This is a genomic window from Halocynthiibacter sp. C4 (genome assembly GCF_028823805.1).
Taxonomy (GTDB): Bacteria; Pseudomonadota; Alphaproteobacteria; order Rhodobacterales; family Rhodobacteraceae; genus Falsihalocynthiibacter; species Falsihalocynthiibacter halioticoli.
Map to the genome: position 1 here is coordinate 343,577 of NZ_JAPEIE010000002.1, position 19,932 is coordinate 363,508.

Here is a 19,932-nt window from a genome sequence, read left to right on the forward strand (position 1 = left end):
CAAATATAAAACTTTACGCGCGTAAAAATAATATTTGACGCAACGGGACTTCTGAGGTTACGCTTTTGGTGCAACTTCTAGACATAGGGAGGATCGGATGTCCTATAGAAACGCGCTTGGTACAGTCAGTGCCTTAACTTTGATGGCCGGTGTGGCAAGTGCCGAAACCAGCCTCACTATCGCGATCGTTAACAACGGTCACATGATTAACATGCAGAAAGTCGCCGAGGCTTACACAGCCGAGACAGGCGTTGAACTGAATTGGGTGTCGCTGGAGGAAGGTGTTCTTCGGGAGCAAGTGACCTCGGATACTGCCACTGGTGGCGGTCAGTATGACGTTATCAATATCGGTATGCAGGAAGCACCAATCTGGGGCGCTGCAGGCTGGATTGAGCCTCTGAACTTCGGCGATGAATACGATGTCGAAGACATTCTCCCTGCAATTCGTGCAGGCCTGAGCCACGACGGTCAGCTTTACGCTGCACCATTCTATGGCGAAAGCTCGATGGTGATGTACCGTAAAGACCTCACCGACGCAGCCGGCGTTACCATTGCTGACAACGACAGCTGGGATAACGTAAAGGCCGCAGCCGCAGCCATTCACAACCCAGACGAAGGTGTTTACGGCGCATGTTTGCGCGGCAAGCCAGGTTGGGGTGACAACATGGCGTTCATCACAACTGTCGTGAACTCTTTTGGTGGTGCATGGTTTGACAAAGACTATCGCCCAACCATCGACAGCGACGAGTGGCGTGCGGCAATCAACTTCTACGTAGATCTGCTGGGCAACTATGGCCCTCCAGGCTCTGAAGGTAACTCGTTCAACGAAATCCTCGCGCTTTACAACGAAGGCAAGTGCGGCATGTGGATCGACGCGACAATCGCGGCATCGTTCCTCGAAGTGGACGGCGTTGCATACGCTCAATCGCCAAACGCCGGCAACCCGGTTGGAGCCAACTGGCTCTGGGCATGGGCAATGGCTATCCCTGCAGGTTCGCCAAATGCAGAAGCAGCGGCTGACTTCATCGAATGGGCAACGTCCAAAGAGTATGTTCAGGCCGTCGGCAACCATCCTGATTTTGGTTGGGGCTCCGTTCCAACTGGTCAGCGTGCATCGACCTATGCACTGCCTGAATTCCAAGCTGTTGCAGACTTTGCAAAAGCGGAAATGGCGGCAATTGAGAGCGCAGCTCCACAAGCCACAGACCTGAAGCCATACGTTGGCGTTCAGTTCGCGTCTATTCCGGAATTCCCTGAAGTCGGCTCTGCCGTAGCTCAGGAAATGGCTGCAGCACTGTCCGGTGCTAAGTCCGTAGATGAGGCGCTTGAAGCCTCGCAAGCGGCCGCAGATGCTATCATGCAGGAGGCTGGATACTACTAGTCTCCACTCCCCAGGAGGGCCATATGCCCGTATGGCCCTCCACCCTTCGACGTCGCTGACTTGCTTTCACGCACGCACGACACGTAACGTCCAATTTAATTGCAACCTAGAATATCGCGCTTAACGACAGATCGTCGTTTTGCCGGGAGGATAGCTTCATGTCTAAGAGAACGCTTCCAAGGCTCCTGCAAACACCAGCGGTACTATTGCTTTTGGTTTGGATGCTGGTTCCCCTTGGGATGACCCTGTATTTTTCGTTCATTCGCTATGTGCTTAACAGCCTAAGACGCCCCGAATGGACAACACCGAGCCTGAGCAACTGGCGCGGCTTCGGAAACTACGAATTCGTCCTGAAATCCAAAGATTTTATTCTGGCAATCCAGAACAGCCTGCTGATCGTGTGCAGCATTCTGTTCCTTACCGTCATTCTTGGCGTGCTAATTGCCGTACTGATCAACCGCGCCTTCCCTGGCCGTGGCTTTGTACGCGTGCTATTGATCTCACCGTTTTTCGTGATGCCAGCGGTGAATGCTGTGCTGTGGATCAACATGATCCTTGATCCGGTTCTTGGCCTGCAAGGCATCGCCGTGGGAGGCATCAATGATCTGGTCGATGGGTTGCGCAATGCGCCCCTGATCGGGTGGTTCTTTTCGTTGTGGCCAGAACTGGAGCCGATCTCCTTCCGCGCCACACAGACATCGGCTCTGGCTGTTATCATCATGGTGACATGGCAGTGGACACCCTTCGCGATCCTGATTTTCATGACTTCGCTTCAGTCGGAGGACCAACAGCAGAAAGAAGCCGCTGTTCTAGATGGCGCAAGTGCATGGTCCCAGTTCCGGTTCCTAACCTTGCCACACCTCGGACGCCCGATTGCGATCGTTGTGATGATCCAGGCAATCTTCCACCTGTCGCTCTACGCCGAAATCGAGATCGTCAGCCGTGGTAACGGAAACAAGAACCTACCGTATCTGATTGGTGAATTCGCCAACAACAACATTGGGGCTGCCAGCGCAACCGGCATCTTCGCAGTCATCCTTGCCAACATCGTCGCAATCTTCTTGCTGCGTATGATCGGCAAGACATTGATGGAGTAATCACCATGGCCATTGTCGCTCAAACAACAAAGTTCTCAAAGATCGCTTGGCCTGTGCTGGCCTGGATGGTTGGCCTGCTGTTCTTCTTTCCTATCTTCTGGATGGTTCTGACCAGCTTCAAAACAGATGCAGATGCGGTGAAGCCCGAATATCTGTTCTGGTTTAAGCCAACGCTCGATAACTATCTGAACATGACCGAGAACTACGACTACTGGCGCTTTGCGCGCAACTCGGTCATCACCTCGGTTTTCGCAACGGTGTTTACCCTTTTCGTCGGTATCCCAGCAGCTTACGCGATGGCGTTCAACCCCAGCCGCGCAACCAAAGATGTGCTGATGTGGATGCTCTCGACCAAGATGCTTCCGGCTGCGGCGGTTCTCTATCCGATGACTTTCCTAACCAAGAGTCTCGGTCTGTTTGACACCCATTTCCTGATCATCATGGTGCTCAGCCTGATCAACTTGCCAATCGTTGTCTGGATGCTCTTCACCTATTTCAAGGAAATCCCCAAAGACATTATCGAGGCCGGCAAGATGGACGGCGTGGATACGCTGGGAGAGATCAAAGAGATCCTGGTTCCGCTGGCTTGGGGCGGCATCGCATCAACAGCCCTGCTTTGCTTCATCTTTTGCTGGAACGAAGCCTACTGGACCGTGCGTCTCACCACCACTGAGGCCGCAACCCTGTCCAAACTCATCGAAGGCAACCGCGCACCAGAAGGCCTGTTCTTCGGACGCCTCTCGGCTGTCTCTACCGCTGCCGTCGGACCGATCGTCGTGTTGGGCTGGTTCTGTCAGAAACAATTGGTCCAAGGCTTGACCTTTGGCGCCGTGAAGTAAGGAAAATCAACATGGGACGCATTTCACTAGAAAACGTTACAAAAACCTTCGGTACCGTTGAGGTCATTCCGCCACTAAACCTGACAATCGAAGACGGCGAGTTCGCGGTTTTCGTCGGACCATCAGGTTGCGGGAAATCCACCCTGCTTCGGCTGATCGCGGGGTTGGAAGAGACCACCTCTGGCCGAATTCTGATCGACGATCAGGACATGACAGAGGTGCCGCCCTCCAAACGCGGATTGGCGATGGTGTTTCAATCCTATGCGCTCTATCCGCATATGACTGTTCGCAAGAACATTGCCTTCCCGATGCGCATGGCGGGCATTGACGAAGCCGAGCAAGAAAAGCGGATCAACGCAGCAGCGGCGGCGCTGAACCTGACGGATTACCTCGAACGCAAACCGGGGCAGCTTTCAGGCGGGCAACGCCAGCGGGTTGCCATTGGCCGCGCGATTGTGCGCGATCCTTCTGCCTTCTTGTTTGACGAGCCCCTCTCCAACCTTGATGCGGCTTTGCGTGTCGGCATGCGGATCGAGATCAGCGAGATGCACAACCGCATGGCGACAACAATGATCTATGTGACGCATGATCAGGTTGAAGCGATGACAATGGCCGACAAAATCGTTGTGCTCCAAGCCGGTGTGATCGAACAAGTGGGATCCCCGCTCGATCTTTATCACAGGCCACGCAACAAGTTTGTCGCTGGGTTTATCGGCTCGCCCACGATGAATTTCATTACCGGCGAAGAAGCAACCAAACGCGGGGCAGACACCATCGGCATTCGCCCAGAACACACCGAAGTCAGCACGACCGAGAGGATGTGGAAAGGCACTGTTGGCGTCGCCGAACACCTTGGCTCGGATACCTTCATCCACGTCCACGATACTGGATTGGCTGAAACCTTCACGGTGCGGATCTCTGGCGACATTGCCGTCCGTCACGGCGACACAGTTTATCTAACGCCGCAGCCTGACCAAATTCACAAATTCGGGGCGGACGGATTGCGCATCGAGTGATGATTGCCCCCTGCCCCTTCCCCTGACATCCGGCCGAAAGAAAGAAGAGCTGATGGGACATTTCGCGAGGAGATCGGTGACGATGAAACTCAGAAACACGACAATTCAAAACTTGCCCGACAGTGTTTTGGTGCCAACCTATGATCGCAGTGCGCTCACACCCGGGATTGTTCACATCGGGGTTGGGAATTTTCATCGTGCGCATCAGGCGTGGTATCTTCATCGGCTGATGCAAGAGGGAAAGGCGCAAGACTGGGCTATCATCGGCGCTGGCGTCCGAGATTACGACAGCGCCCAACGCTCCAAGCTAGAGGCGCAGGATTACTTAACAACTCTTATCGAGTTGGACCCATCAGGCACCTCTGCGGAAGTTGTCGGCTCCATGATCGATTATGTCCCGATCGAAGACGGCAACCAGCCATTGATCCAGCAGATGACCGACCCACGGATTCGTATCGTCTCTCTGACGGTCACAGAGGGCGGTTATTATCTTGACCCTGCGGACAAACGTTTTGCACCGACCCATCCGGATATTGCCTTTGACGCTCAAAACCCAACCACGCCCAAAACGGCCTTTGGTGCAATTGTAGCGGCCTTGAAAGCCCGCCGCGATGCTGGCAGCGGCCCTTTCACCTGCATGAGTTGTGACAACTTGCCAGGCAATGGCCGCATTCTAAAAGAGGTGGTGATCGGCCTCGCAAATCTAAGTGATCCGGTTCTTGCGCGCTGGATCGAAAGCAATGTCAGTTTCCCCAATTCCATGGTCGATTGCATTGTACCCGCCACAGGGCCAAATGAACTGGAGCTGGTTCAGCAACTGGGCGTCGACGACATGGTTCCCGTCACCCACGAGAACTTCCGCCAATGGGTAATTGAAGACGCGTTCTGCGCGGGCCGCCCCTCTTGGGAAGATGTCGGCGCAACAATCTCAGACCGCGTTCACGACTTTGAGGCCATGAAACTGCAACTCCTGAACGGCGGGCATCAGATCGTTGCCAACCCTGCGGAGATTGTCGGCATTTCAACCATTTCTGAAGCAATGGAGCACCGGCTGATCAAGCGGCTGTTCCGCAAAATTGCTTTGGACGAAATTGCGCCACATATCGAAACAGTTCCCGGCTGTACGCCAGAGCAATATGTCGATCTGGTCGATGTTCGGTTTTCGAACCCCGCGATTGTCGATACCGTTCGGCGCGTTGCGTTCGACGGGTCCAGCCGACACACAGGAGCGCTTCTCCCTCTCATACGGCTGGCCGCATCACAGAATGCCCCCATCGACGGGCTTGCGCTTTCTCAGGCACTCTGGGCGCGGATGTGCACAGGCACACGCGAGAACGGAAGTAGCATTGAGCCAAATGACCCTGTTTGGGCGCAGCTGACGACCGTTGCAAACGAAGCAAGGCAAAACCCGCAGGCATGGCTAGAGCAACGAGAGTTCTATGGTTCCTTGGCTGATGATCCAAACTTCAGAGCGAAGTTCGCCTTATGGCTCAAGCAGCTTCACTTGGAAGGCGTTGAAGCCACGATTGTTACGTACTTGAACACCTGAGCGGGTGAAGAACGGTCAGAGGCCGGGCAAAATTCTTGCCTCACTTGCTGTGCCAAGCGCACACTTGGACCAATTCGACAACGCGTCAGAAAAAGTGCGTAGAAAAAGGCAGTAATCTTATAGTGAACGCCAAGCCGATAGTCGCATGATACTATAGGTGTATGTCCGAATACTTGAGAAAATAGACTGCCCCTATTCTAACCCAACAGCGGTCGTTTTTTTTCGTTGTGGGCGAACCGCGGCGCAAAAACGTCCAACTCATCAGTTTCGCAAAGGATTTCTGCGGAACCTTGCGGACGACCAGTAACCCAAGATGTAGTATCCTTCTGCTTCGCAACAAACTGTATAGCGGGCGTTTCGCTCAATTTCTCAAGCAGATTTTGGGTGTAACAGTCATCATAAAATTCAACGACGAAGAATAGCCAAGAATATTGAACACGATATCGAGGTGGCTTCCGTCACGTCCTCTTGTTGAGCGGACATTCCTGTATTGCCCCATAGGGTGGCAAACAAGCAATTGATGCCTCCCAAGGCATAACCAGAGGGCGAGCCAAATTGCCAGCAACACCGGCAGCCTGTTTCGGTTCCCAAACTAAATCACAACTAACCACGTCAGCATGGGTTTTTTTCATCTGCGCAAGAGACTCAAATTTATCGGCGAATAAGGCGGGCATCTTGCTTCGCCTCAAAAATATCTCGCCTTTTGCATGTGAAACCCTGACGGGAACCGTTTTACGAGACAACCCAACGGGATGCGTCGTAATTAGAAAAAATGCGAACCTGCCGAGGCTCAGAACGCGCTGTGCGGTCGCAGAGCCTATCTACATTAAAACCTCGGCAGAATGTGTTATCGGAGCGATGCCAGCAACGCTTGCGATGGATCGCCCGTAGCTGGAACGCCAATGCTCGACTGATAAGAACTGATCGCCTTGCGGCTGTTCGGACCAATCACGCCATCGGTTCCACCTGTGTCAAATCCTCTCAAGGTGAGGCGTTGTTGCAGGAGCACGCGATCGTCCTTGGTCAGGCCATACTCATCAGGTGGAAAGCTCCCATTCAGCGGCCCGCCGCCAGCAATCCGGTCGGCCAAATGGCCAACGCCAATCGCGTAACTATCTGAATTATTGTAGCGTTTGATGACGTCAAAATTGCGCGTCACCGAGAAACTTGGGCCGCCAGGCTGGGGCTGAATGATACGCCCTTGCGGGGCATTGTTGCCAACTTCTCCGCCCCAGCGAACGCCCGACACCCAACCGTTGCGCGCAAGATAAGCCGCCGTCGACGCAAGTGAATCCGCTGGATCATCAGACCAGATATCGCGGCGACCGTCCCCAGTGAAATCAACCGCAAAGGCCTGATAGCTGGTCGGAATAAACTGGGTATGTCCCATCGCTCCTGCCCAAGACCCCTTTAGATTTGCAGGCGTAGTATCGCCGCTCTGAAGTATTTTAAGGGCTGCAATCAGTTGTTTTTCAAAGAACGCACCGCGGCGCCCGTCGTAGGCGAGTGTGGAGGTCGAAGAAATAACCGGCACATCACCGCGCCTTTCCCCATAGAAACTTTCCAAACCCCAAATGGCGGTTACAATCTCTGCCGGAACGCCATAGCGAGCCTCAACCGCCGAAAGCGTGCTTTGGTGCCGTTGAAACGCCGCGCGCCCCTTCGAAACCCGCTCGTCCGAGGCCGCAATGGCAAGGTAATCTTCTAAAGTTCGGGTGAATTCGGTCTGGTTTCTATCCCGCTCAACGACACCTGGTAAATAGCCCGTGTTACGGAACGCGGCATTTAGGGTCGCAGGCGATATTCCTTGTCCGCTGGCGCGGCTGCGAAAACGTGAAACCCACGCGTCATAAGAGGAATTCGGTGTCGGCCGTAAGTCGGCTGGCAATTCACCACCGCCCCCAGCGATACTTGGCCCAACGGTTCCGACTCCACCACCACAAGCGGTCAGACTCAGCCCCATGAGCCCCAAAAGTGTTGTTCTTCGTGTAAGGTTCATCTGCTCGGTCCTTAAATCTTTCCTCCAGCGTAGCCTACGCGGCAAACAGAGAAAAGCAGACTTACGAACTGAAGCGAAAGCACATGCCTTAACTCTTCATAACTAGGCAAAACTTTTCAATCAGACGTTATGGAAGAGAAGAAAATGTTCAGAAAAGAAACGAAATGCGCGCAAAACCATCTGCGCATCGTCATCAGAACAACGTTTCCGTGCCGTTATCTATTACGCGCTTAATCAGTAAGTAGTGGCACAGTTTCCGGGGGCCAATAAAACCACCAAATAAACCTCTCCCCTGCGTCGGTCAACCACTTGCAAATCAACCGCGTTTGAAGGGTTTACGCCTTCGTCGCATCTGCGAGTTTTCTGTCGCGGAGGTACATATCTCTCGACGGGATGATGTGGGCTTCAACAAGGCGGTCCAGCACCTCCAGATCTCCACCACTAGCAGCCTCGATCATTGCCCTGTGCTCTGATGCCGCTTGTTTGAGAAGCTTCGGGTCCGCAATACGATAGGAACGTATTGAGTTGGTCGCAGCGGCAACTTGCCGGATCGTGTTTGCTAAAAATGGATTACCGCATTGATCGAACAGACAGTCGTGAAAGGCATTGTTGCACTCGATTACATCTGCCAGACGACCATCGGCACAAGCGGCTTCGTGCGTACTGGCCAATTCCGAGAGACGAGCGAGAACTGCTTCATCGAGGGGAAGTTTAATTTTGGATACCGCCAAACGATGCAAATCAACGCGAAACTCGTAAAGTGATTTCACCTCATCCTGAGTGTACTCCCGTACGCGCGCACCTTTGTTTTGGCGGCGTTCAATTAGCCCCCGCTTTTCAAGTTCGTTCAAAGCGGAACGAACCATGTGGCGCTTGGCATTCAACTTTTCCATCAGCTCGTCTTCGACGAGACGTTCGCGTGGACGCATCCGGCCAAGTACGATCTCTAACTCGAGATCATGAATGACCTGATCGAGGCTTTTTGACTGGGCGACATTTTCTTTGCGTCTAGGCATGGTTCAAATCTCCAGATCAAAAACTGAAATCAGTTTGCGGATCTCTTTTCGAGTCAGCAATCGAGTATGGCTGCCCGCGGTTTCAAGGGCAAGTCGCGCTGTCGCTTCAAGCTCTTCCAGCGCAAATACCGTCTTTTCAAGCGTCGCGCCTGCAACAATTGGTCCGTGATTTGCGAGTATTGCGGCGGATGTGCTTTCCGGCAAAGCCGATAGTGCAATGTCTGCCGGATCAAGGAACCCGAAGCTGCAGCCTGTCGGTGTAACCGAAAGAGAACCGTCCAAAAGTCGCACCGAAATATTACCCGTAGAGCCATGCGTCAGTCCGCGATCATATAAAAAGCGCGCAAAAAGACATATGCGTTCGCGAAGTTTGTTTTGGGATGTCATTTTTCGAGCCTCATGAACACAGCAACGTTTTTCTGCACGACCCAAGGCGTCACCGTTAAATCAAATTGTTTGAAGTGATCTGACGCAAGGTGTTGATCAAATGCAGCGGCACTGTCGTAAACTTCATATAGAAAAATTTGCTCTGGCCTTTCGGACGATTGGCAAACATCAAACTGCTGGCATTCAGGCTCAACCCGAAGCGAAGTCGCGGCTTGCTGCTGCATCGCGGGCAGGAAGTGGTCTAGATGTTCCGGCTTAATCGTGAACTCAACAGTGACAACAAACATGGAATCTCCAAACTTATAAGGCCGCGAGGGCGTCAAGAAAAAAATTCGGCCCGCCAAAGTTTCCGCTTTTGAGGGCGAGTGCGAAGTGACCTGCCTGATCCTTGGCAAGGCACCACGGGACGCCTGGGGCAATCTCATTGCGTAGGCTAAGCCGGTCCGCACCAAGCCCGCTTGTAACGGCACCCGAGGTTTCACCACCCGCCACGACAAAGCGCGTTGCGCCGGCCGTTCGAGCGGCAGCAGCACAAAGGGCCATCGCGCCCTCAATGCGAAGACTGGTATTCTCTGCGCCCATCTGCGCTTGAATAGCCCTCATTTCTTTGGGGTCAGTGGTGGATGTAAGCAAAAGTGGCGTATCACCCAGCTGACTAATCACCTGATGAATGAGCTCCATTTCTCCTCGAGGCGATAGATTTCGCGGATCAATGCGGATTACGCGCCCGCCTGATGATGAATAGCGTGCCACCTGCTCTTGCGTTGCCTTCGAACAGCTCCCTGAAATAAGCAACGCGGGACCATCGGAAACAGATTGGTACACGGGAGTTCTTCTCACGGATTGAATGTCTTTCGCGCCATAGGCTGCTGCGGCAAAGGCACTTCCACCGACCAAAAGCGGCAAGTCTCCGTATTCATGGCCAAGTGTTTCGAGATCGTCGCCATCTACAGCATCAGCTATGAAATGGGAAAACCCATCTTCGACAAGTGACTCGGTAGCCACGCGATCTTGCCCTTGGCGGCTCACGCGTTTGCTGACTTGTGGAGATAACACACGCACAAGATCGCTCTCTCGCATTGGTGTTAGTGGGTGATCCTTCATCGGGCTTTCCGCGAGCGGCACCCCATTCACATAAAGGATACCATCACGAACAACGCGCCCATTTTGAGGGAAAGCTGGGCAATATACGGTATAAGTCGCACTCATTTCAGACATCAATGCTTCAGCAACCGGGCCGATATTGCCCTTGTCGGTGCTATCGAATGTCGAGCAAATCTTCCAATAAATCCGCGTTGCCCCTGCGTTCCGCAAACGAGCTAAGGCTTCTTTGGCCTGTGCGCGGGCTTCCTCCACCTCCGTTGAGCGGATTTTCAGCGCAACAACATGTACCGAGGCGTCTTGCAGCAAATCCTGCGTCGGCATCCCACTATAAAGTGCAACATCGTTACGTGTGCGGGCGAGCAGCCCCCCAACGTCCGTCGCTCCTGTGAAATCGTCTGCTATGACGCCGACTATTTCGTTTGTCACAGTATTTCCTTTCAAAATGGCCTTAGGTTTCTCGCGAAATTGTTAGAAGGGACAGTGCTACACATGACCTTCACCGAAAGAGATTGGTCTTTTTCTTCCCACACAGCCGACCTGAACGAGCATCCCCCTGCCTCTAAGAATCTCCTCCGCCTAGGCCGCAAGTGCATGTTCTACCTTTCAATTTTTAGCTTTCAGAGACCGAACAAAAACCCGAGAAAACATATTACTGACAGTATGTTATGCTGATATCCGGTAAATTATCAATAATTTTATTGACAGAAAGCCCTAGCCAAGTCATCAGTTATAGAGAAATCTGTCATCAGGGAGGACGACATGACATTTCGAAATAAGACATCCGCACTCGCGGTAACAATCGGGCTGATTGCCGGTGCCAGCCAAGCGCAAGAGTTGACGCTCTGGTCGCACTGGGCAGATCAGGCCGCAAAGGTTGAATTCGTAGAAAGTGCTGCCAAAGCATTCGAAGAAGCCAACCCAGGCGTAACGATCAAGATCAATTGGTACCAAAAAGAACCGCTTTATGCCGCGCTCAAGACGGCACTCACAGCGGGCCAAGGGCCAGATATCTTTTACGCAGAGACAAGCCAGACTGAATACATGGAGAACGGGCTGGTAATGGATCTCAAAGACAAGCTGGATTGGGATGCAATCGAGCCATGGGCAACCGAGGTCTGGGGCTATGAAGGCGGCGTCTATGGGTTCCCGCTCGAAGCATGGACGGTTGAAACCTATGTGAACACCGCATTAGCGGAAAAGGCTGGCGTTGAAATCCCTGTTGAAGGGTTGGTTGGAGCATCATTTGTCGATGCCGTGACCAAAATCAAAGCAGCAGACATCACCCCGATGGCGCAAGGCGTCGGCGACCGCCCCTATCCTGGCGCGTTTCTTACCCATGACATCCTACTCAAAAAGCTCGGCGCAGAGGACTATGCCAGCTTGCTAAAGGGTGGCGATGTTAAATGGGATGATCCGCGTGTTCGCGAAGGGCTGGAATATGCCAAAGAGATCATCGATGCAGGCGCATTCCCTGCGTCTTTCTCGTCCATCAAACTTGGCGAAGCGCACCGTTATTTCCACACCTCACCTGGAGCGGTGATGTTGCAAATGGGGTCGTTCTATCCAAGCCGCGCGTTCGCTTCGCCTGACGAGGGCGGGCAGCCAGCTGACTTCGATATTTCGATCAGTCACGGCCCTATTCCAGAGGACGCAGCTTGCCCGAAATGTAAGACAATCGCCGTAGGTGGGTCTTACGTTGTGAATGCGGGCTCTGAGAATGGAGACCTTGCGGCAGCGTTCCTGAACTCGATGGCGACGCCGGAAATGGGCAACAAATGGCTCGAAGCCAACCTTGTTCAAACCGGCATCAAGGCGGACCCTTCAAAGATCTCCGGTGACAATGCAGCTTATTTCCAAAAGCTCGCCGCCGCTAACGAGGGAGCCAGCTATACCTACGGTATCCCTGTTCAGCAGATGCAGGGCACACCGCGCGAGACCTTCACTCAAACCATCAATCAGGCCTTTCCCGCAGGTTTGATCAGCGTGGATGAAGTCATCGACATGATGAGCGCCGCCTACTAAGCGCTCCCCTTTGTGGCCGGGCAACCTCTCGCCTGGCCACAACCTTTCGGGGAAAATCGGCTATAGTCCCGATCCATCTTTCTCATTCCGGAACCCGACACGTGACCCATAATTCACCTGCAATTCAAAAGGAGCGCGACCACGCCAATCCTATCGGCGCAATCGCAACCTTTCTTTTGCCTGCCTTACTGATCTATGCGGCATTCACCGCCCTTCCAGTTCTGCGGACATTTTATAATTCGACCCATCTGATTGTACCCAACAAGGCAGCTGAATGGGTTGGCTTCACCCACTACATCGAACTTTGGACAGACAGGATCTTTTGGAAGGCGGTCTGGAATACTTTGACTTGGGCAGCGGTTGCGCCAATCCTCGAAGTCAGCATCGCGACGCTTCTGGCCCTTTGTCTATATGCCAAAGTACCGTTTTCACGCGTCTTGCGCGTTGCGTGGTTTACTCCAGTTCTCATGTCATATGTGGTCGTAGGCATCCTATGGATGTGGATTTACAACTATGAATGGGGCGCACTCAACACGATGTTGCGCGCTATCGGACTTGATAGCTGGGCGCAACCATGGCTCGGGCATCCTGATACCGCGCTTGCGTCGTTGATCGCAGTAACCACGTGGATGTGGACCGGTTTCAACATGGTTGTGATCCTTGCCGCGATGTCCTCGCTACCTTCGGAAGTTCTCGAAGCGGCCGAATTGGACAACTGTGGATGGTTTGCCAAGCTTTGGTTCGTCATCCTGCCTTTGATCCGACCAACGCTGTTAAATCTGATCGTGCTGAGCTTCATCGGCAAGATGAAAGTCTTTGACCTCGTCTGGGTAACGACACAAGGCAACCCTCTCTGGGCGACCGAGACCGTCTCTACCTATGTCTACAAACGAGCCTTCCAATGGTCGACATTTGACCTCGGATATCCCTCTACCATCGCGGTTGTTTGGTTTGTCATTGTTCTTGCCGGTGTGCTTGGACTGACCTTCCTATTCCGCCAGAAAGATAAGTTGGAATACTGATGAGCGCGGCCAATCACTCCCCCCGTATCAGCAGCAGCAGCCTGCGCATGGCGGCCCTCGTGCTGTTCATCGCGATCTATACGGCCTACTCGGCTGGCCCCTTTGTTTGGGTGGCATCTATGTCGCTAAGAACCACAACCGAGATCGCAGCCAACCCGTATGCGCTGCCCTGGCCCTGGCATTTCGACAAATTCGCAAGTGCCTGGTTCGACAGCAACTATGACACCTATTTTTTCAACTCGGTGAGTATCGTCCTATCGGCAGTGGCTTTACTGACAATCATTGGTGGCATGGCCGCGCATTGCTTCGCGCGCTACCGCTTCCGTTTCAAGGGCTTCGTCTACTTCCTGATTTTCTCGACCATCATCTTTCCGCCACAGGTGACAGTGATCGGCTTGTTCCAAATCATGGTGGACTATGGGCTCTATAACAGCCGGATTGGACTGGTTCTCGTATATGTTTCAATCCAACTTCCGGTGACGATCTATATCCTTGAATCCTTCTTTGCCCGCATCCCCAAAGACCTGTTTGAGGCCGCAAGGATCGACGGATATTCGGAATGGGCAATCTTCTGGAAGATATCGCTACCCGTTGCACTACCCGCAATTTCGACAACGGTGATCCTGAACACGATCCTGCTGTGGAACGAATTCCTCTATGCGGTTGTCCTAATCACCGAAGACGACAAACGCACCCTTCCTTTGGGCGTCCTCCGTTTCTTGGGCGACCAGCTCGAAGACGTCGGAATGATCGCCACTGGCCTGATGATCGCGATCGTACCTGTGGTGCTGATCTATGTGTTTTTCTCCGAGCGCCTCATCCAAGGGATGACCGCCGGAGCCGTGAAATAGAAAGACCAAGAACATGGCAATTGTAAAACTGAACAAGGTTGGCAAATCTTACGGCAATGGTGCCGTGATGGCCGTCGAGGACGTAAACATAACCATCGGTGACGGTGAGTTCATGGTTCTGCTGGGGCCATCGGGGTGCGGTAAGTCAACGACACTTCGCATGATCGCAGGACTAGAGAGCATCACCGAAGGCGAGCTTTCAATCGACGGTGAACGCATGAACGCCGTGCCCGCCAAGAACCGCGATATCGCGATGGTATTCCAGTCCTATGCGCTTTATCCGCACATGTCAGTGCGCGACAATCTCGGCTTTGGCCTGAAACGACGCCAAACCGATAAGGCCGTAGTCAAGAAGCGGGTCGAGGAAGTCGCGGCCTCGATCGGCCTAACCGAATACCTTGACCGGAAACCACACGCATTGTCCGGCGGCCAGCGACAGCGCGTGGCACTCGGACGCGCGATTGTGCGTGATCCCAAAGTGTTCTTGTTTGACGAGCCTCTTTCAAACCTTGACGCCTCCCTAAGGGTCTCGACCCGAGCCGAATTGGTGCGCCTACATCGCGAACTGGGAGCCACGATGATCTATGTCACTCACGATCAGGTCGAAGCGATGACAATGGGCGACCGCGTCTGCATCATGTCTCATGGTGAAGTCGCGCAAATTGGCAAGCCAATGGATGTCTATTTGAATCCCGCTTCGACCTTTGTGGCTTCTTTCCTCGGCAACCCGCCAATGAATCTGATGCCCGCAACCGTAGGAGAAGGGGTCATTGAAACGGGTTCAGGGACTTTGGCCTACACTGGGTTTGCTCCCGGCATAGAAATCACGCTTGGATTGCGCCCCGAAGATTTGCGCCCGACCACGAATGCCGCCGAGGCTGTCATCTCGGGCAGAGTTTCTTCGCTGGAAAGCCTCGGAGCAGAGACGCTGGTACATGTTGAGACCAATGCTGAAAAACCCGTCATCCTCCGCGACGGTCGAATAACCCCCGCGCGGATCGACGACATCATCCACCTAACTTGCGACCCAGAGATGGCACGTTTTTTCGACGTGGACACAGGCCGCGCCATCACCCCCTCCGGAGATAAGACATGAGCTTTTCGAACCAATTAACAGCCTCCCGCACAATAGCTCGGGCATCAAAGCAAGATATTTCTGCTTTTGCTGATGCCCCGGTAGGCAACATTGTGGATGCTATCGGGCGCAGCGGTGCGATGGACTTGGCGATCAAGCCGATCACCGAAACAAAACAATTTGCCGGTACAGCCCTGACGGTGAATGCCGGACCTCGTGACAATCTCGCGCCTTGGGCAGCATTGCGGTTGGCGCAACCTGGTGACGTTATGGTGATTGCCACTGGTGCCCATAAGGAGGCTTCTGTTTTGGGAGATCTGCTTATTGGTATGGCAAAGAACGCAGGTATTGTCGCAATTGTTACTGATGGCGTGATCCGCGATATCTCCGGGGCAAATGCCGTTGGAATTCCTGTTTTTGCCGCAGGCGTCAGCCCAAACTCACCCCAGAAAAACGGCCCAGGTGCCGTTGGCCTGCCAATAGTCGCTGGTGGTGTCGCGGTAAAGCCCGGCGATATTGTCTGTGGCGACGAAGACGGAGTTGTCGTTATCCCATCCACACAGATTGACGCTGCCAAGCCTGCACTCGCCGCTGTGCGCAAGAAAGAAGCCAGTATGGAGGCCGCCGTTGCAGATGGAGCAACCGCGCCAGACTGGATCGCTGATCTGCCGTTGGATCAAGTTTTTACTTTCGTTGACTGAGGCTGCTATGACCCGCCCTTTGCGTGTATTCTACAACTCTCTTGGAACACCAGAGATGTACAAGCTGATCCGCTCTCGCATGGGGGCGGGCCTATCATTGGTCACGCTAGAGACCGATGAAGATTCCGAACGCCGCGCAAAAATTGCCGATTGCGATGTGGCGATCGTCGCAGCTAAACCGCTGACCGCCGAGGTCATTGCCGCGGCGCAGCGGCTAAAGCTCGTCCACCACCAAGGGGTTGGCTACCACGACACTGTTGCGACCGAGGCCCTTACAGAGCGGGGAATTCGGCTGGCGTTGACCCCCGAAGGCACAACAATCGGGGTGGCGGAACATACCCTGTTGCTTGCCTTAGGCGCAGCACGGCGGGCTGCATTTGCTGATGCCGAATTGCGACAGGGTCGCTGGCATGTGAATGCATTGCGCCCTGTCTCCGTGGAACTGTTCAACAAGACTGTTGGTCTCATCGGGTTTGGTCGAATTGGGCAGGAAGCCGCAAAACGGTTCAACGCGTTTGGCTGTAACTGTATCTTCTTTGATCCGGCTATCTCAGAGCCCGCAGGTTTGCCCGCGACAATGGCGAGCTTCGAGGAAGTTGTCGAAACTTCTGACATCTTGTCCCTGCACCTCCCCTTGTCACCAAGGACCAAACACTTGATTGGCAAAGCGGAAATCGCGCGGATGAAACAGGACGCAATCCTTGTGAATACAGCGCGCGGCGGAATCGTTGATGATGTGGCGCTCGCCGAAGCGCTCGCAGCAGGCAAGCTACTTGCAGCAGGTCTCGACGTTTTCGAAGGCGAACCAATTGGGGCCGACCATAAATTTTGTGGCTTGCCCAACGTCTTCCTTACACCGCATATTTCGGCGGGTACACGAGACGCAATGGGACACAAGATGACCGCTCTCTTCGCAAATCTGGCTCGCTTTCAAAAAGGCGAGCCCCTCAACAATGAAGTGGCCTTGGTGTCTGCATGATCGACACACACGTTCATGTGCTGGACCCCGAGAAGTACCCCTACCCGCCAGACAGCCTTGGCTATACGCCAGGGCCGGAAGAAAGCGGCACTTTGGGCACACTTGAGCAGCTCATGGATGCGCATGGGATCGAAGGCGCTGTACTGGTTGCAGCAAGTGTTTACGGCGATGACAACCGCGCGATGCTGGATGCTTTTGCTGCCCATCCTGACCGATATCGCATAATCGCGGGAGTATCTGTCAACGATGTGAAAGCAATCGAAAAACTCGCGGCAACGCCCGGGGTCGTGGGTATTCGATTGAATCTGGTCGACGATTCCTCTCAGTCTGGGGCCACGACGATTGCGCGCTTGATGGACGCGGCTCTCGAGGCTGGGCTCTCTGTCTCGGTTCAGGCAGCTCCAACAACGGCGGCCAATGTGCTCACCAATGTTCGTGAGGGTCACGTGATCCTTGATCATTTTGGCCGCCCCGACCTCGAGGGCGGTATCGGCACTTTGCGAGAGATATCTCAACGGCCGGACACTTGGCTTAAACTATCGGCAGGATTTCGAATTGCCGGATCATGTAAACCAAGTGAGGCGCCGCTTCTACGCGAAGCAGTCGCAGCCTTTTCAGAAGATCGTTTGATTTGGGGGTCGGACTGGCCTTTCATCAATTTCTCTGGCCAGAAGCCCGACTATGCTTCGGTCTTGCAAATGGGTCCGGCGCTTTCGAAAGCGGATTTTGCGAGAAATTCACGTGCACTATTTTGGGAGCAGACATGAGCCAAGTCTTGCGAGTTGGGATGATCGGAGCGGGCATGGTATCTCAATATCATGTCCAAGGGTGGCTTGACTGCCCAGAAGCACAATTGGTTGCCATTGCCGACCCCGATATTGAAAAAGCGCGCGACCGGGCCACAAAAGTAGCGGGCGCAAGCGCGCACACCTCATTGGAAGAAATGGTCGCGAAATGTAATCTGGATGCGGTTGACATAGTCGCGCCTCCGGCAGCACATGCGGCGCTGATTTCGCGGGCTCAGGCTGCCGGCTTGCACGCAATTTGCCAAAAACCCCTCGCGCCCAATGCCGACATTGCAAAACAGATCATGGAAAACAAAAACTCGAGTTTACGCTCCATGGTGCATGAGAACTGGCGATGGCGGCATCCCTATCGTGCATTGAAAGCCGCGCTGGATCGGAAAAAAGTAAGCGTCCCCAACTCATTTGAGTTCAGGGTCGAAAGCTCTGGTTTAGTTCGGAATGAAAATGGCATCTATCCGGCGTTGGAGCGGCAGCCATTCTTTACTTCTATGCAGCGACTTCTGGTCTTTGAATTGCTCATCCATCACCTTGATACGCTGTCTTTTCTCTTTGGCGATATCAAGATCCGGTCCGCGCAACTGCATCACCAATCTGGCGTTGTGCCTGGCGAAGATGGCGCGGAGATCTTGCTATCTGCAGGTGGAATTGAAGGAAAACTCATTGGTAGTTTCTGCGCGCCAGACGCTCCACCCATGCCACGCGACAGACTATTCTTAAACAATAGCGACACACCAATAATAGATGGATGGTCGATGAAGTTGCCTAACGAACAGAAGCGCAGTTGGGACGAGCACGTCGCCTATCAAGATAGCTATTCCGATACCATCAGGCATTTTCGACACTGCATCGGAACCGGCGAGAGGTTTGAAACAGAAATACAGGATGCAGTGGTGTTGCAATCAGCGATTGAGCAGATCTACGAGTATGCCTGAATGCCTCGCTCGTGCCTGAATTCTGATTATCTTCACAAATTCCATAAGCAGCTCAAAAGTTTCAGAGTCTGGACACGATCTTGATGATGTCTAGCGCCGACATTCTTGTGGCATTTGACATTGATATAAAAGCCGCTCGTGCGCAGCGATGCTGCGGATAGGTCTAATGCCCAAGAAAAGGAAACCACTTGTGCTTAGCGCATTGTAAAAACTTTATGGACAGAGATTGAATTATTATCAACCAACGCGCGCCTTTCTTTTGTTTAATCTGACTCTGCGAGCGTCTTGAATAGAGACCTGAGCCCCAAGCAGCCTCCATTTTCGGAAGAGACTTTGGGAATAACAAAACGAACTTTCGCAACCATTTTGTCCATCGTCTTTTTCACTGCAAACTCCATCGGCGTCAGAATTCCCAGAGCCAAATGGGGTCCGCGCCTGGTGTTGTTTTCTGCCAAGAACCCTGCGTTTCCCGAGCCATTGTCAGTGAATTGAACAACGTTTCGTTCAGACATTTGCCCTTAAACTAACCATTGAATCTTTCAAAGTACCCGTTGTTGTGGCTTGCAGGGGCGATGAAACACCGGTCGTTTCCGGCGGCCTGACCCCATATCAGGATGGCCTTGCCTGTAAACTCCCGCGCATTGATCATTTGAATGAGTTGTTCGTAAATGCCTCGCTCTTCCATTTGTCCGCCTTTTGCTTGAGCGGTGACTTCACAAAACCAGAGGGGATTCAGGGAAACAGGTCAGATACAGCGTAAGTGACACCTAAATGATTGTAGAAATGAATAGTTCTCAACGCCGGCTCTCTAACTCCTATCAACCCAACTCCCCAGTGATCGCAGGCGCTCGTGAATATCACATAAAGTAGATAGCTATCGAAAACCATGACTTGGGCTAATAGAGTGACCAATCCGAACCAATACAGATCAAGCAACTAATAAATAGCAAATTCTGGGAATTAGTGGTGCCCCCACACGGACTCGAACCGCGGACCTACTGATTACAAATCAGTTGCTCTACCAGCTGAGCTATAGGGGCACTGGAGGGGTGATTAAACCGAAGCTTCGGTGGGTTCAAGCCAAAATTATCGCCTTTTTCAATTTTTTTTCGATTGCCCTTGGGGCAGGCAGGAATGGCTCTTCAACGAGCGCACG

General features: G+C 53.2%; 18 protein-coding genes and 1 tRNA gene. 13 read left to right on the top strand and 6 right to left on the bottom strand.

Annotated elements, in window-relative coordinates:
- Window positions 1-97 precede the first annotated feature (97 nt).
- From OU789_RS08755 to OU789_RS08775, 5 genes are all read left to right on the top strand, one after another.
- Entirely contained in the window at window positions 98-1,381 is a 1,284-nt protein-coding gene (locus tag OU789_RS08755; RefSeq protein WP_446719170.1) for an ABC transporter substrate-binding protein, read from the top strand.
- 158 nt (window positions 1,382-1,539) lie between these two features.
- Window positions 1,540-2,478, top strand: coding sequence for a carbohydrate ABC transporter permease (locus OU789_RS08760; RefSeq protein ID WP_263952789.1), 939 nt, complete (start codon window positions 1,540-1,542; stop codon window positions 2,476-2,478).
- Window positions 2,479-2,483: 5 nt separating this feature from the next.
- Window positions 2,484-3,317, top strand: coding sequence for a carbohydrate ABC transporter permease (locus OU789_RS08765; RefSeq protein WP_263952788.1), 834 nt, complete (start codon window positions 2,484-2,486; stop codon window positions 3,315-3,317).
- An 11-nt stretch (window positions 3,318-3,328) separates the two neighbouring features.
- Window positions 3,329-4,333, top strand: coding sequence for an ABC transporter ATP-binding protein (locus OU789_RS08770; protein ID WP_274655119.1), 1,005 nt, complete (start codon window positions 3,329-3,331; stop codon window positions 4,331-4,333).
- Window positions 4,334-4,415: 82 nt separating this feature from the next.
- Window positions 4,416-5,882: a mannitol dehydrogenase family protein gene (locus OU789_RS08775; RefSeq protein WP_274655121.1), complete on the top strand. Its 1,467-nt coding sequence runs from the start codon at window positions 4,416-4,418 to the stop codon at window positions 5,880-5,882.
- A gap of 847 nt (window positions 5,883-6,729) precedes the next feature.
- On the opposite strand, the gene OU789_RS08780 is transcribed toward OU789_RS08775, so the two are convergent.
- From OU789_RS08780 to otnK, 5 genes are all read right to left on the bottom strand, one after another.
- Complete coding sequence (locus tag OU789_RS08780; RefSeq protein WP_274655123.1) at window positions 6,730-7,881, bottom strand: lytic murein transglycosylase; 1,152 nt, start codon at window positions 7,879-7,881, stop codon at window positions 6,730-6,732.
- A gap of 335 nt (window positions 7,882-8,216) precedes the next feature.
- Window positions 8,217-8,897, bottom strand: a complete 681-nt coding sequence (locus tag OU789_RS08785; protein WP_274655125.1) for a GntR family transcriptional regulator — start codon at window positions 8,895-8,897, stop codon at window positions 8,217-8,219.
- A gap of 3 nt (window positions 8,898-8,900) precedes the next feature.
- Window positions 8,901-9,284 carry a class II aldolase/adducin family protein gene (locus OU789_RS08790; protein ID WP_274655127.1) on the bottom strand — a complete coding sequence of 128 codons (384 nt, stop codon included), beginning with the start codon at window positions 9,282-9,284 and terminating at the stop codon, window positions 8,901-8,903.
- Window positions 9,281-9,571 (bottom strand): putative quinol monooxygenase, encoded by a 291-nt coding sequence (locus OU789_RS08795; protein ID WP_274655129.1) that lies wholly within the window; start codon window positions 9,569-9,571, stop codon window positions 9,281-9,283. Before OU789_RS08795 ends, OU789_RS08790 begins: the two co-directional genes overlap by 4 nt.
- Window positions 9,572-9,584: 13 nt before the next feature.
- The gene (otnK, locus tag OU789_RS08800; RefSeq protein WP_274655131.1) at window positions 9,585-10,814 is read right to left on the bottom strand and encodes a 3-oxo-tetronate kinase; all 1,230 of its coding nucleotides are present in this window, start codon (window positions 10,812-10,814) and stop codon (window positions 9,585-9,587) included.
- Between the two features lie 333 nt (window positions 10,815-11,147).
- On the opposite strand from otnK, the gene OU789_RS08805 reads away from it, so the two are divergent.
- From OU789_RS08805 to OU789_RS08840, 8 genes are all read left to right on the top strand, one after another.
- Window positions 11,148-12,410 carry an ABC transporter substrate-binding protein gene (locus tag OU789_RS08805; RefSeq protein ID WP_274655133.1) on the top strand — a complete coding sequence of 421 codons (1,263 nt, stop codon included), beginning with the start codon at window positions 11,148-11,150 and terminating at the stop codon, window positions 12,408-12,410.
- Between the two features lie 101 nt (window positions 12,411-12,511).
- Complete coding sequence (locus OU789_RS08810) at window positions 12,512-13,432, top strand: carbohydrate ABC transporter permease (RefSeq protein ID WP_274655135.1); 921 nt, start codon at window positions 12,512-12,514, stop codon at window positions 13,430-13,432.
- Window positions 13,432-14,283 carry a carbohydrate ABC transporter permease gene (locus tag OU789_RS08815; protein WP_274655136.1) on the top strand — a complete coding sequence of 284 codons (852 nt, stop codon included), beginning with the start codon at window positions 13,432-13,434 and terminating at the stop codon, window positions 14,281-14,283. The genes OU789_RS08810 and OU789_RS08815 overlap by 1 nt, the downstream gene beginning before the upstream one ends.
- A gap of 13 nt (window positions 14,284-14,296) precedes the next feature.
- The gene (locus OU789_RS08820; protein WP_274655138.1) at window positions 14,297-15,379 is read left to right on the top strand and encodes an ABC transporter ATP-binding protein; all 1,083 of its coding nucleotides are present in this window, start codon (window positions 14,297-14,299) and stop codon (window positions 15,377-15,379) included.
- Window positions 15,376-16,059, top strand: a complete 684-nt coding sequence (locus OU789_RS08825; protein WP_274655140.1) for an RraA family protein — start codon at window positions 15,376-15,378, stop codon at window positions 16,057-16,059. Before OU789_RS08820 ends, OU789_RS08825 begins: the two co-directional genes overlap by 4 nt.
- Before the next feature lie 7 nt (window positions 16,060-16,066).
- Window positions 16,067-17,038, top strand: coding sequence for an NAD(P)-dependent oxidoreductase (locus OU789_RS08830; protein WP_274655142.1), 972 nt, complete (start codon window positions 16,067-16,069; stop codon window positions 17,036-17,038).
- Window positions 17,035-17,805, top strand: coding sequence for an amidohydrolase family protein (locus OU789_RS08835; RefSeq protein WP_274655144.1), 771 nt, complete (start codon window positions 17,035-17,037; stop codon window positions 17,803-17,805). Before OU789_RS08830 ends, OU789_RS08835 begins: the two co-directional genes overlap by 4 nt.
- Before the next feature lie 20 nt (window positions 17,806-17,825).
- Complete coding sequence (locus tag OU789_RS08840) at window positions 17,826-18,776, top strand: Gfo/Idh/MocA family protein (protein WP_274655146.1); 951 nt, start codon at window positions 17,826-17,828, stop codon at window positions 18,774-18,776.
- Window positions 18,777-19,740: 964 nt separating this feature from the next.
- On the opposite strand, the gene OU789_RS08845 is transcribed toward OU789_RS08840, so the two are convergent.
- A tRNA-Thr gene (locus tag OU789_RS08845) sits at window positions 19,741-19,816 on the bottom strand.
- Between the last annotated feature and the right edge of the window lie 116 nt (window positions 19,817-19,932).

Excerpts from the sequence above, each read along its gene's own strand:
- OU789_RS08830 (WP_274655142.1), top strand. The coding sequence starts at position 16,067 with ATGACCCGCCCTTTGCGTGTATTCTACAACTCTCTTGGAACACCAGAG.
- OU789_RS08755 (WP_446719170.1), top strand. The coding sequence starts at position 98 with ATGTCCTATAGAAACGCGCTTGGTACAGTCAGTGCCTTAACTTTGATG.
- OU789_RS08840 (WP_274655146.1), top strand. The coding sequence starts at position 17,826 with ATGATCGGAGCGGGCATGGTATCTCAATATCATGTCCAAGGGTGGCTT.
- OU789_RS08765 (WP_263952788.1), top strand. The coding sequence starts at position 2,484 with ATGGCCATTGTCGCTCAAACAACAAAGTTCTCAAAGATCGCTTGGCCT.
- OU789_RS08760 (WP_263952789.1), top strand. The coding sequence starts at position 1,540 with ATGTCTAAGAGAACGCTTCCAAGGCTCCTGCAAACACCAGCGGTACTA.
- OU789_RS08825 (WP_274655140.1), top strand. The coding sequence starts at position 15,376 with ATGAGCTTTTCGAACCAATTAACAGCCTCCCGCACAATAGCTCGGGCA.
- OU789_RS08805 (WP_274655133.1), top strand. The coding sequence starts at position 11,148 with ATGACATTTCGAAATAAGACATCCGCACTCGCGGTAACAATCGGGCTG.
- OU789_RS08795 (WP_274655129.1), bottom strand. The coding sequence starts at position 9,571 with ATGTTTGTTGTCACTGTTGAGTTCACGATTAAGCCGGAACATCTAGAC.
- OU789_RS08815 (WP_274655136.1), top strand. The coding sequence starts at position 13,432 with ATGAGCGCGGCCAATCACTCCCCCCGTATCAGCAGCAGCAGCCTGCGC.
- OU789_RS08820 (WP_274655138.1), top strand. The coding sequence starts at position 14,297 with ATGGCAATTGTAAAACTGAACAAGGTTGGCAAATCTTACGGCAATGGT.
- OU789_RS08775 (WP_274655121.1), top strand. The coding sequence starts at position 4,416 with ATGAAACTCAGAAACACGACAATTCAAAACTTGCCCGACAGTGTTTTG.
- OU789_RS08785 (WP_274655125.1), bottom strand. The coding sequence starts at position 8,897 with ATGCCTAGACGCAAAGAAAATGTCGCCCAGTCAAAAAGCCTCGATCAG.
- OU789_RS08780 (WP_274655123.1), bottom strand. The coding sequence starts at position 7,881 with ATGAACCTTACACGAAGAACAACACTTTTGGGGCTCATGGGGCTGAGT.
- OU789_RS08790 (WP_274655127.1), bottom strand. The coding sequence starts at position 9,284 with ATGACATCCCAAAACAAACTTCGCGAACGCATATGTCTTTTTGCGCGC.
- OU789_RS08835 (WP_274655144.1), top strand. The coding sequence starts at position 17,035 with ATGATCGACACACACGTTCATGTGCTGGACCCCGAGAAGTACCCCTAC.
- OU789_RS08770 (WP_274655119.1), top strand. The coding sequence starts at position 3,329 with ATGGGACGCATTTCACTAGAAAACGTTACAAAAACCTTCGGTACCGTT.